Consider the following 12,882-nt stretch of genomic DNA (forward strand, 5'->3'; position numbering starts at 1 on the left):
AGAAAAAGAGTGTTGGCATTAGGTTTGACATTTTCGATTATAATTGGGATGGCAGGATGTGGAAAAGAAGAGCAGATGAAGGCGGAAACCAATCCGGATACTCCGGTATCAGAGGTTCAGTTTCCACTGAAAGAAAAAGCTGAATTATCATTCATTACAAATGCTCCTGCAACATCAACGCAGAATCCGAATGAGCGTATCATTTTTAAGAGACTTGAAAAAGAGACAAACGTACATATCGATTGGACTTGTTTTGTGGCGGATCAGTTCTCGGATAAGAAGAACCTTGCGCTGGCTCAGTTCGGAAATCTTCCGGATGGGCTGTTTAATGCAGGAATGAGTGATTATGATCTGCTTCGTTATGCAAAGCAGGGAATCATTATCCCGCTTGAAAATCTGATCGATAAATATATGCCGAATCTGCAGGCTGTATTTGAAAAATATCCGGAGTACCGTACGATGTGTACCGCACCGGATGGTCACATTTATTCATTCCCGTGGATCGAGCAGCTTGGAGCTGGAAAGGAAGCAATTCAGGCGATTGGAGATATTCCATATATCAATAAGAAATGGCTTGATTATCTGGGATTGGAAGTACCAACTACAACAGATGAACTGGAACAGGTACTGATCGCATTCCGTGACCATGCAGATGATCTGAAGAAAGAATTCCAGATTGATGGTGATGTGATTCCGATGTCATTTATTATCAATAATGGAGATCAGGATCCGGCAATCCTGATCAATGGATTTGGGGAAGGATATGGAGACACAGGAGATCATTTTTCTGTAACGGATGATGGAGAGGTTATCTATACAACCGTTCAGGAGGGCTATAAAGAAGGCATTGAGTGGCTGCATAAACTGGTAACAGAGGATCTGGTGGATCCGGAAGCATTTACACAGGAATGGTCTACCTACGTGGCAAAAGGAAAAAATCACAGATATGGTCTCTGTTTTACCTGGGACATTGCCAATATTGATAATAATACGGATTATGTAATGCTTCCGGCACTGACGGGGCCGACCGGAGTGACAAATATTACGAGACAGAATAACAGTGAGACCAGTGGATTTGACCGGGGACGATGTGTATTGACGACCAGCTGCAAAGACACAGCACTTGCAGCTGCCTGGATCGATCAGATGTATGCACCGCTGCAGTCACCGCAGAACAACTGGGGAAGCTATGGAGAGAAAGATTCTTTCAATATTTTTGAGATGTCTACGAATGAAAACGGAGAAAAGATGTTGAAACATCTTGATCTTGGAGAGCAGTCACCGGTAGAAGTCCGTGAAGCACAGTCGGTTAATGGACCGCTTGCGGTACTCAATGAGTATTATGGTGTATATGTGACACAGCCGGAGGATGCAAAATGGCGTCTGGACAATATGCATGAAACATATCTGAAAGATATGAACAGCAAATATGTATATCCAAATGTATTCATGAGTATCGAAGATACCAATAAAGTGTCACAGTATGATACCGACATCAAAAAATATGCAGAGCAGAAGAAAGCCGACTGGATCTTAAATGGTGGAATCGAAAAAGAGTGGGATTCTTACCTTGATAAAATGGAAAAGTACGGACTTTCCGATTATCTGGCTATTAAACAGAAATATTTCGACCAGTACCAGAAATCGCTTTCAGAAGAGAATAAGTAGTAGGAGAAAATGCATGAGTGAGATGTTAGAAAAAGCAAGAAATTATGAGACAGAAAAACAAGTGTATGTAAAGAAAACGACCAAACCACTGTTCCATGTTACGGCACCGACCGGATGGATCAATGATCCGAATGGTTTTTCCGTATATGATGGGAAAATACATTTGTTCTATCAGTACAATCCATATCAGAGAGAGTGGGGACCAATGCATTGGGGACATAGTGTGACTGATGATATGGTCCGCTGGGAGCAGCTTCCGGCAGCGATTGCACCGGATCAGGAATATGATAAGGCAGGATGTTTTTCCGGAAGTGCGATCGAAGCAGATGGAAAGCATGTACTTGTATATACCGGAGTTACCAGAGTAAAGCAGGCAGATGGAAGTGAGCAGGAACGGCAGAATCAGTGTATTGCATTTGGTGATGGAAAAGATTACGTAAAGTATGAAAAGAATCCGGTTGTGACAGGTGAGATGCTTCCGGAAGGATGCAGCCGGATTGATTTCCGTGACCCGAAGATCTGGAAAGAAAACGATACCTATTATCTGATCGTTGGAAATAAGAATGATAATCAGGTTGGGCAAGTTGTGCTTTGTTCGAGCAAAAATCTGACAGACTGGAAATTTGAGACAATTCTGGCATCAAATGAAAATGGTGATATAGGAACGATGTGGGAATGCCCGGATTTCTTTGCTTTAAAAGACAAACATGTGCTGATCTGTTCGCCACAGGATATGAAGGCGCGGAAATATGAGTTTCACAATGGACATAATTCGGTGTATTTTTTGGGAGACTACGATGCAAACAGATGCAGATTCAGCAAAGAACAGCCGCATACACTTGATTATGGTATGGATTTCTATGCTCCACAGACAACAGAACTTCCGGATGGCAGACGGATCATGATCGCATGGATGAAATCATGGGATGCCTGTGTGATACCGAATTCGCAGGACTGGCAGGGAATGATGACATTTCCGAGAGAATTGGAGATAAAAGAAAACCGTATCTGGCAGAATCCGGTGAAAGAACTGGAAAATTATTATCAGAATCCATGTTGCTATGAACACACAGAAATCGAAGGCGAGACAGTGCTTGCAGGAGTAGAGGGACGCACAATTGATCTTACGGTGACACTGGAAGATGGAGAAAATACAATCTTTTCTATCAAACTGGCAGCAGATAGTGAGTATGAAACGAGTTATACCTATAATAAGGAAACCAGACTTCTGGAAATCGACCGTACATACTGCGGTGTTACAAAAGATGTGGTATGTGTACGAAAATTCAGAATTGAGGATCCGGCAGGGCTTAAAAAGATGCGTTTTATCCTGGATTATCATTCGATCGAACTTTTTATCAATGATGGACAGCAGACGGCGACCACTGCAATCTGTACGCCTCTGAATGCGAAAGATATTTATTTTTTCAGCGATAAGAAAATGACAATGAGTGTTGAAAAGCATGATATTATAATGTAAAAAGCAGGAGAATAAGAAATGGACGTAGTAGCTTTAGGGGAATTGCTGATTGACTTTACAGAAAATGGTATTAGTAGCCAGGGAAACCCATTGTTTGAGGCAAATCCGGGAGGGGCACCATGCAATGTTCTGGCAATGTTAACGAAGTTGGGACACAAAACGGCTTTTATTGGAAAAGTAGGAAATGATTTTTTTGGAAAGCAATTGGAAGATGCAATTAAAGAAATTGGAATCAATGTGACCGGTCTGAGAAAAGATGATAAAGTACATACGACATTGGCATTGGTTCATACTTATCCGGATGGAGACAGAGATTTCTCTTTTTATCGAGATCCGGGAGCGGATATGATGCTGACAGAAGAGGAAATTCCAGAGGAATTAATTCTTGAGACACGGATTTTTCATTTTGGAACCCTGTCTATGACACATGAGAAAGTACGCAGAGCGACAAAAAAAGCAGTTGCAATTGCAAAACAGGCTGGTGCGATCATTTCATTTGATCCTAATATACGTGAGCCACTGTGGAATTCAATGGATGAGGCAAGAGAGCAGGTATTGTATGGTCTGGGACAGTGTCATATCCTGAAAATTTCAGATAATGAAATTCAGTGGCTGACAGGAAAAAATGACTATACAGAGGCTGTAAAATGGATTAGGGAGAAATATGATATCCCGCTTATCCTGGTATCTATGGGAAAAGAAGGCAGTAGAGCTTATTATCAGGACAGGATGGTTGAAAAAGCACCTTTTATAAACGAAAATACAATAGAAACAACTGGTGCCGGAGATACATTTTGTGCATGTGTTTTGCATTACATATGTAAACATGGACTAGAAAATCTGACTGAGAAAAATTTAAAGGAAATGCTGACTTATGCAAATGCTGCCGCATCAATTATCACAACACGTAAGGGAGCATTGCGGGTGATGCCACGACCGGAAGAAATTGAGGCATTGATTGCAGGACATCACTAAATGTGGAGAGAAAGGGGCTGTGAAAAAAGAATAGTCCCAAAAAAATGGAAACGTAACGATTACAGATTTAATGCGATTGCTGAATTATGTAAGTGGAAAAAGCGCAACTTTATAATTTTAAACAACTTTAAAGAACTGTATACAGAAATCCTATAGCAGAGAGTTCCCCTCTCTGCTATAATCATATCAGAAAATAAAAAGTACGAACCAAAATCTATCGGGGAGGTTATCACACATGCAGACACCTATTTTACAGGAAAGTAACTACAAAGAAGAAATGCAGACCATCGTAGAACCGTATCTTGTATCTATCGGAACGGAATTCTATCTGGAAAGACATGCAGGGCAGAAGATCCACTGTATGCATTATGTTCCGGAGAACCCACATGCGGTTGTGATGTTGTCACATGGATTTATTGAAAACGCGGAAAAATATAAGGAGATCGCCTATTATTTTGCAAAAGAAGGTTTTAGCGTATATCTTCCGGAGCACTGCGGACATGGCTTCAGCTATCGTCTGACAGAAGATGAATCCCTGGTGCATCTGGACAGCTTTGAACGTTATGTAGAGGACTTTATCTTTGTAACCAAGAAGGCAAAAGAGGAGAATCCGGGGATGAAGATTTATCTGTACGGACATTCTATGGGAGGCGGAATTGCGGCAGCAGTTGCGGCAAGAGTACCGGAAATGTTTGAGAAGGTAATTCTGTCGTCACCGATGATCCGCCCACTGACCGGAGGGGTGCCGTGGCATGTGGCAAAGGCGATCGCAAAGACATCCTGCAAGGTGGGAAGGAACAAAAAATATGTAGTCGGTCAGAAGCCATACAAGGAGCCAGGAAAATTTGAAGAGAGCTGCTCCCTTTCCCGTCCGAGATTTGAGTATTATGAAGAAAAAAGGACGAAGGAAGCCCATTATCATCTGAACGCACCGTCTTATGGATGGCTCGGAAATGCAATGCGTCTGAACCGGTATCTGGAAAAGACCGGATGGAAGAAGATCGAAGCACCTGTCATGCTCTTTTCGGCAGGCAAGGATAATCTGGTGTCGAATGCAGCGCAGGAACGTTTTGTGCGAAAACTAAACAAGAACAGACCGGAAAGTGCCGAGCTTGTGAAGTTCCCAGAGTCCAAACATGAGATATTCAATGCGGAAAATACGATTGCGGAAGAATATTGGAAGAAAGTGTTTGATTTTTTTGAATCATGATTTTTAAAGATTGTAAAGAGGCTGTAAATTATACAAATTGCTTATTGATAAATGCAAGAAAAGTGGTAAGATAAAATTTACAGAAAGGAATGAGACAAATGGGATTTTTTGATAATCTGAAAAGCAGCCTGGCAGAAACCGGTCAGGATTTATCACAGAAGGCAAAGGATACGACAGAGATTTTCCGCCTGACAAATTTAAATAAGACGAAAGAAAAAGAAATTGAAAAAGTCATTTATCAGATAGGCAGTACATATTATGCCAATTACAGGGACGAATGCATGGAAAAGATGCCGGAGCTTGCCGTACAGATCAAATCCCTGCAGGATGAGATCGCGGTCAACAAAGAGATGATTGAAAAATTATCGACAGAAGAGATCTGCCCGCAGTGTGGAAAGAAAGTGAACCCTGGAAGTAAATTCTGTATTTACTGTGGAGCAGCACTGGAAGTACCGGCAGAACAACCGGAGGAAAAGGCAGAAGTGAAAGTGTGCAAGACCTGTGGAAAGCCACTGGAAGAGGGCGCTGTATTCTGTACAAACTGTGGAACAAAGATAGAAGACGATAAGACAACTGAGGAAAACTAGAAGGCAAAGCATCGAATGATGAAACGCAGGTCAGAATGTGAAAAAATGAAAGAGTATATGCAAAAAGCCGGATAGGAGTTATTCTATCCGGTCTTTTATGTATATGATGAGCCGGTTACAGATTTGTGCTTACACAGGAACGACCGGTTGATGCGTTGGAGGACAGAAAACATGTATTGCACCAGATGTGGGAAAGAAATCAGGAGTGATCAGAAGTTCTGCGGAAACTGTGGAGCGAAGAATGTCAATTATCAAGAAAAAAATGATCTGAAAGAGATGATAGAAAAAGCTGCCGCCGGAGAAGAGAACGTTCTGGAGAAAATTTACAATCTGACTTATGTGCAAGGGTTTGCAATCGCACTTCAGATGGTGAAAAATGAGCAGGATGCAATGGATATCATGCAGGATGCCTATATTTCTGCATTCCGTAATCTGAAGCAGATTGAGGATCCAAAGCGGTTGAAAAGCTGGTTCAACTGCATTGTGGCAAACAAATGTAAAGACTGGCTGAAAAAGAAGAAGCCGCAGTTATTTTCTGATATACCGACAGGGGATGATGACCGGGAATTTGAAGATACAATTGCAGATGAGAATCTGACATTTTCACCGGAAGAGTCCGTGGATTATGCAGAGACAAAGCGATTGATGAAAGAAATTCTGGACGGTCTGCCAGAAGATCAGAAGCTGTGTGTGCTGATGTATTATTATGAGGAATTGTCGGTTTCAGACATTGCAGATGCACTTGGATGTTCGACCGGAACAGTAAAGAGCAGACTGAATTATGCCCGGAAAAAGATCAGAAATGATGTAGAAGAACTGGAAAGAAAAGGAACAAAATTATACAGCGTAGCGCCGCTTCCGTTTATACTCTGGATGCTCAGAGAGGGCGAGCAGACGATATCGGTGCCTGGTTCATTTGGGAAAGAACTGGTGAAACAGGGTGCCGGCATTGTAAAAAGCGGAAGTGCACTCACAAGCGGAAATACCGGTTCGGGTAAAAGTGGAATCAGGAAGACAGATCCGGTAAAGAACGGGCAGGCAGCAGGCAGAAAGATCGTAAAGAGTGCGGCAGGAAAAGCGGCAGGGAAAATCATCGGTACAAAGGCTGTTGCCGGAGTTGTAGGAGCGGCAGTGATCGGAGGAGGTGCTGTCGCAGGGTATAATATCCATCAGGCAAAAGAGCAGAAGGTTACAAAAGAAGAATGGCAGGCGGCTTACAAAGACTGGGTTGGAAAGTGGAGTGATGACACAAGGTTTGAACTCTTTGACATGAATGGAGATGATGTACCCGAGATTGTGCGGGTTGGATCCTGCATGGCGGATGGTGCGACCGTAGCGACCTGTACACCGGATGGAATCCAGGAAGAAGAAGTCTATAGGATCGGGATGTGGTATATTCCGGGCAGTAATGTACTGGACAACAATGACGGAAATATGGGTGTTTTTTATGACCGCGTTTTTGAAATCAAAGATGGGAAATGGGTACAGATCGGTGATGGCGAATATGGAATGGAAGATAATACGAATCCGGAGTATGATGAAAACGGAGACTATGTTTTCCGGTATAAATGGGATGGAAAAGAAGTCACAAAAAAGAAATATGAAAAGAAATTAAAGAAATTATTTGGAAACAGAAAGCCGGAAGCACTGGGCAATGAAGCTGTTTCATACCATGAGATCATCAACCAGATCAGTCATTATTAAAAAAATAAAAATTTTTTCTTTTTTTAAAACCAAACCGGATTTTGACTCGTCTTAATAATATAAACGAGAAAAATATAGCATACAGAAAGGATGTAAAAGAGATATGAGGTGCAAAAATTGTGGAACTGAGAATCCAGATGGTTCAAGATTCTGTGCAACATGCGGAAAACCACTGGAACAGGAAGAACCTGCTAAAAATGTAGCAGAACAGAAAGAAGAGGCTGTTCAGAATGCAGAAGAGCAGAAAGAAGAGGCTGTTCAGAATGCAGAAGAGCAGAAAGAAGAGGCTGCTCGGAATGCAGAAGAGCAGAAAGAAGAGATCGCTCAGAATACAGAAGAGACGGTAACAAGTACAGCAGAAACAAAATCACTCACACATAAGAAATCAAGAGGACTGAACAAGTTCCTGATCGGTCTGGCATGTGCGGTTGTCGTTGTAGTGATCGCAGCAGGGCTTTTGATATCGCGTGCAAGAAGAACAATCGATCTGAACAAGTATGTCACCTTTGAAACAACAGGATATAACGGATATGGAAATGTATATCCGCAGATCGACTGGCAGAAGATCCAGAAAAAATATGATTCCAGACTGAAATTTACAAAAGAATTTAAAGAACAGTTTGGTGACAGTGTCGATTCCGTATCTCCGGTAGCGGTACTGCAGTCCTATGTCAGTGTGGAAATGAATTCAGACAGCGATCTTTCCAACAAAGATAAAGTCAAATACAGATGGAATGTCAATAAAGATTATGCAAAATATGTGAAGTGCAACCTGAAATATAAAAATAAAACCTATAAAGTAAAAGGGCTGGAAGAGGTTAAGACATTTGATGCATTCAAAGACCTGGAGGTATCATTTAACGGAATAAGTCCGGGAGGAGCAGTTTCATTTGATTATACAGGATCTGATCTTACATCTGCCGATTTTCAGACAGATGCATCAAATGGAACATTGGCAAACGGAGACAAGATTAAAGTATATCTGGATAAATCTATGGCAGACAGCTATGCCTCCAATCTGGGAAAGCTGCCGGAAAAATGGGAAAAAGAATATACCGTAAAAGGACTGTGGTATTATGTCACATCAGCCAGTGACATCGATGATGATACAATGCAGCAAATGAAGGACCGGGCGGAACAGGAATACAATGATCATGTGGAGAGCAGCTGGGTAGATTCCGAATCTCTGGAAAGCCTTACTTATATGGGAGATTATCTGCTGGAGCCTGTTGTGGGCAATGGAAATGAACTGTATCTTATTTATCATGTAAAGGTACGGGATCAGTACAGTAATGATGATGGATCTTATGACAAGGTGAATGATGTTTACTGGTATATGCATTATGGAACAATTCTTGCAGACGGGGAAGGAAATACAGATATTGATCTGTCTGACTATGGAACACCTGGCAATTTCTTTAAGATCAAGACTGATGCGAAGACAGACGGTATTTCCAGCATGGTATGGAAATATTATGGATACCCGACACTGGATGATCTGTACGCAGATGTTGTGGGCGATAATGCCGATTACTCTTTGGTGGAGGATGCGGTAGACAATACAAAATAGAAGCCTTTGGCGGAAAAGAAGGTGGACTATGAAATGGGACGAATGGCTGAAAAAGATCATTAAAGAGATAACGTCAGATTATACGATTTCAGAAGAAACCTCAAAAAGCTTTTTTGAAGAGCTGATGCAATTGTTGAAATAATACAGGAACCGGGTAGAAATGCAAATTTTTATCCGGTTTTTTAGTTTGAGTCGGAAAAGTATGATATGATGAGGAAAAGTACGAGATTGATATCCAGAAGGAGAAAGGTGGAATAACAACAGATGGAATATTTAGTAGAATCAGCATTATTGACACATGGATTAAAATCGGTATCAAATGAAACAATAAAAAAAGAATGGCAGGATCCGGGAAAAAAGATCACCTGGATTGATCATGGGGAAATCAGGATCGGGGATATCGATGAGTTCCTTGAATTCAGAAGCCGGGCAGCTGCTTATCCAAGAATTGACTGTGATCTGCTGGAAAAGGCATTATCGGAAAAGCAATCAGGCGCACTTACCGCTTCCGGGACAATGGCAGTATGTGTGAAAATGGGAATTCCGGTTGCAATTACCTGTGGAATGGGTGGAATCGGGGACATCAAAGGAGAAGAACTCTGCCCGGATCTTCCGGCTCTTCAGCAGATTCCGGTGATCCTGATCTCGGCTGGGCCAAAAGATATGCTGGACCGGAAAGCAACGATCGATTGGCTGATATCGCACGGAGTGAAGGTGATCGGAACAGAAAGAAATTACTGTACCGGCTATGTATTTTGTGGAGAAAAAGTTGAACTGCAGGGAAAGGCAGAAAACAGTGCAGAAACGGTAAAGCCACCAATGCTCATCATCAATGAAATCCCGGAAGAAAGACGGATAGAAGACAGGGAGATCTTGAGAGAAGCAATTGCCGAGGGAAAGAGAGCGGAGAAGGAAGGACGCTATTTCCATCCTGCGGCAAACGGAAAGATTGATGACTGTACCGATGGATATTCTTCATTGATCCAGCTGCGGGGACTGATTGCAAATATGAAAGTGGCAGAAGCACTTTAAAGAGCGAAAAAAGAAGCTGGGATCTGGCTGATAACAGAAAAGCCTGAATATAGGCAGTTGTGTTATCGGTCAGACTCCGGCTTCTTTGCATACAAAGAAAGTTTTGACTCCTGATTATAGATTACAGGAAAGGTAATCAGACATTCTGTTTGAAATGTTGTTGCGTGAATCCTAATTCGCCTGTGGCATCTGTGATTTATGTACAAAGAGACTGATTCCTGCACCGATGATTGCCAGAACAGCACCAATTCTTCCCCAAAGAGCAGTCTTGTGGCACATCATACCTGCCTTGGCACAAATACCAATGCCAATTGAAGTATTGCTAAGAAGCAGGATCAGAACAGCAGTGATAATGATAACAACCGGTAATTTAAAATCGTGTGTTCCGAAGAAAAGAAGAACGGATTCTGCAAGCAGGAGCAGAGCGAAAAAAAACAGTGCAATTCCATAATAATGACACCGCATCATGCATTCTCCTCCGTTTGCAAGTTCCATGGTTCCTTTGCATACCGGGGCAAAGATCTTATCTGCTGCAAGAATAAGAATTGCTGCAAGACAGGAAATTGCTCCGGATAATTTTTGTGAATTCATAATTCATATCTCCTTTAAAAATTTATTGTATTTAGTATAACACACTTATAGTTAATAAGTTCATTTTTACCAGATAAAAACTATAGAAAATTGTAATAAATAAAATTGCATATAAAAAATAACAATTTTACATTTGTGCAAAATGCTAATATAATTAAAAAGCATTAAAAGGAAATGGTAAAATTTTACAAAGGAGTCAAATGAAAAATGGAGAATGAAAGACAGCTTACGAGAGAAGAGTTGCTAGAAATGGAAAGTGCTCCGAAGACGAAGATGCAACATATGTTGGATGTGGTAATTTGTTTTTGTCCGTATTTTGCAGCGATAATTATGTTTTTAGTATATTATCTGATGCCGGATGCCGTTCAGAATTTTAATCCGCATGTGTTTACCATCGTTGTCTGCTTTTTTTTGGCATTATATCTGATCATGGTAGTGAGAGGATTAATGAATAAAAGCTATTTTGCAAAAGTACGTCATAAAGCACCGCTTTACTCTGTGATCATACTGGTAATTATGCTGTATGATTTTCTGACGGTTAAGACAGCTATTTTAAAACAGCCGTTCTTTCCATGTGTGAATACGGTTCTGTGTGCGATCATTGATGACCGGGCACTATTATTGAAAAGTACATTGTACTCACTGCGATTATTATTCACAGGATATTTTATTGGAGCGATCCTTGGACTGATCACAGGTGTTGCCTGTGGATACAGCAAAAGGATTAACTACTGGGTTTCACCGATCATTAAGATGCTTGGACCGATCCCTTCCACAACATGGATCCCGATCATCATGGTTCTGGTATCCTCACTGTTTAAAGGAAGTGTATTTATCATCGCTCTTGGTGTATGGTTTGCACTTACGATCGCATCGTCAACCGGTATCCAGAATGTAGACAAGGCATATCTGGAGGCGGCCAGAACATTAGGTGCCAAAGGGCACCAGCTGGTATTCCGGGTGGCAATCCCACATGCAATGCCAAACATTCTTCAGGGTATGACACAGGGAATGAGTTCTGCCTGTACAGCACTTCTGGTTGCTGAGATGATGGGAGCAGAGGCAGGTCTTGGATGGTATATCCAGTGGCAGAAATCATGGGCGATCTATTCTAAGATGTATGCAGCTATCGTTTTAATTTGTCTTATTTTCACAGCAGTTACCTTTATACTGAATGTGATCAAGAGAATAGTGCTTCGCTGGCAGGAAGGAGTTGTGAAATAAGATGGCATCAGTGGATGAGAAGCAGGGACACGGGCGTGTCCTGGAGTTTGACAAAGTAACAAAGAGTTTTGCAAAGACAGACAGTAATGAGATCACACATGCGCTGGCAGAGGTGAATCTGACGATCCAGCCAGGTGAGTTTGTCAGTATTGTTGGAACAAGTGGATGTGGAAAATCAACGATTTTACGATTGATCGCAGGACTGATCAGACCGACTACCGGTGAGATCAGACTTGGTGGAAAACCGATTGATGGAGCCGGACCGGATCGTGGAATGGTATTCCAGAAAGCAACATTGTTTCCATGGCTTACGGTAGAGAAGAATGTGTCCTTCAGCTTGCGTATGCAGAAAAAGCAGGATAAAGAACTGGTAGAGCATATGCTGAAAATGGTAGGACTTGAAGATTTCCGGAAAGATTATCCACATCAGCTCTCCGGAGGTATGGCGCAGAGAGTGGCGCTGGTAAGATCGCTGATCAATCATCCGGATATTCTGCTTTTGGACGAGCCTCTTGGCGCGCTGGATGCATTTACCAGAATGAATATGCAGGATGAGATCCTGAACATCTGGAGAGAGCAGAAACAGACGGTCGTCATGGTTACACATGATGTGGAAGAAGCAATCTATATGGGAACAAGAGTTCTGGTTATGGAACCAAGACCGGGACGTGTAAAGGCAGATATACCGATTGAACTGGCTGAACCAAAGCAGAGAGACAGCGAAGAGTTCCAGGCATATCGGAACAGGATCCTGAAGATGCTCGATCTGAAGCATCATACAGATCATTAAATGGATATTTATTGAAAGATAAATATAAAAGCAACAAAGTAAAAACACGAA

Annotated in this window: 11 protein-coding genes; 10 read left to right on the plus strand and 1 reads right to left on the minus strand. The window is 41.8% G+C overall.

The window, feature by feature from the left end; translation table 11 throughout:
• Nucleotides 1-48: 48 nt before the first annotated feature.
• From NQ556_RS03685 to NQ556_RS03720, 8 genes are all read left to right on the plus strand, one after another.
• Complete coding sequence (locus NQ556_RS03685) at nt 49-1,668, plus strand: type 2 periplasmic-binding domain-containing protein (RefSeq protein WP_147574850.1); 1,620 nt, start codon at nt 49-51, stop codon at nt 1,666-1,668.
• Between the two features lie 13 nt (nt 1,669-1,681).
• Entirely contained in the window at nt 1,682-3,148 is a 1,467-nt protein-coding gene (locus NQ556_RS03690; protein WP_008372974.1) for a glycoside hydrolase family 32 protein, read from the plus strand.
• An 18-nt stretch (nt 3,149-3,166) separates the two neighbouring features.
• Nucleotides 3,167-4,123, plus strand: coding sequence for a carbohydrate kinase family protein (locus NQ556_RS03695; RefSeq protein ID WP_055156385.1), 957 nt, complete (start codon nt 3,167-3,169; stop codon nt 4,121-4,123).
• A gap of 235 nt (nt 4,124-4,358) precedes the next feature.
• The gene (locus NQ556_RS03700) at nt 4,359-5,333 is read left to right on the plus strand and encodes an alpha/beta fold hydrolase (RefSeq protein WP_008372981.1); all 975 of its coding nucleotides are present in this window, start codon (nt 4,359-4,361) and stop codon (nt 5,331-5,333) included.
• Nucleotides 5,334-5,431: 98 nt separating this feature from the next.
• The gene (locus NQ556_RS03705) at nt 5,432-5,920 is read left to right on the plus strand and encodes a zinc ribbon domain-containing protein (protein WP_204575813.1); all 489 of its coding nucleotides are present in this window, start codon (nt 5,432-5,434) and stop codon (nt 5,918-5,920) included.
• A 171-nt stretch (nt 5,921-6,091) separates the two neighbouring features.
• Nucleotides 6,092-7,624 (plus strand): sigma-70 family RNA polymerase sigma factor, encoded by a 1,533-nt coding sequence (locus NQ556_RS03710; RefSeq protein ID WP_204575815.1) that lies wholly within the window; start codon nt 6,092-6,094, stop codon nt 7,622-7,624.
• Nucleotides 7,625-7,727: 103 nt separating this feature from the next.
• Nucleotides 7,728-9,194, plus strand: a complete 1,467-nt coding sequence (locus tag NQ556_RS03715; protein WP_204575817.1) for a zinc ribbon domain-containing protein — start codon at nt 7,728-7,730, stop codon at nt 9,192-9,194.
• A gap of 264 nt (nt 9,195-9,458) precedes the next feature.
• The gene (locus NQ556_RS03720) at nt 9,459-10,226 is read left to right on the plus strand and encodes a pseudouridine-5'-phosphate glycosidase (RefSeq protein WP_008372991.1); all 768 of its coding nucleotides are present in this window, start codon (nt 9,459-9,461) and stop codon (nt 10,224-10,226) included.
• Between the two features lie 171 nt (nt 10,227-10,397).
• Here the strand turns inward: NQ556_RS03720 and NQ556_RS03725 are convergent, their stop codons facing one another.
• Nucleotides 10,398-10,817: a DUF4418 family protein gene (locus NQ556_RS03725; RefSeq protein ID WP_008372993.1), complete on the minus strand. Its 420-nt coding sequence runs from the start codon at nt 10,815-10,817 to the stop codon at nt 10,398-10,400.
• Nucleotides 10,818-11,024: 207 nt separating this feature from the next.
• Between NQ556_RS03725 and NQ556_RS03730 the strand changes: the two genes are divergently transcribed.
• The gene (locus tag NQ556_RS03730) at nt 11,025-12,041 is read left to right on the plus strand and encodes an ABC transporter permease (RefSeq protein WP_204575819.1); all 1,017 of its coding nucleotides are present in this window, start codon (nt 11,025-11,027) and stop codon (nt 12,039-12,041) included.
• A gap of 1 nt (nt 12,042) precedes the next feature.
• Nucleotides 12,043-12,831, plus strand: a complete 789-nt coding sequence (locus NQ556_RS03735; protein WP_204575821.1) for an ABC transporter ATP-binding protein — start codon at nt 12,043-12,045, stop codon at nt 12,829-12,831.
• Nucleotides 12,832-12,882 lie beyond the last annotated feature (51 nt).

Source organism: Coprococcus comes ATCC 27758 (assembly GCF_025149785.1).
GTDB lineage: Bacteria > Bacillota > Clostridia > Lachnospirales > Lachnospiraceae > Allocoprococcus > Allocoprococcus comes.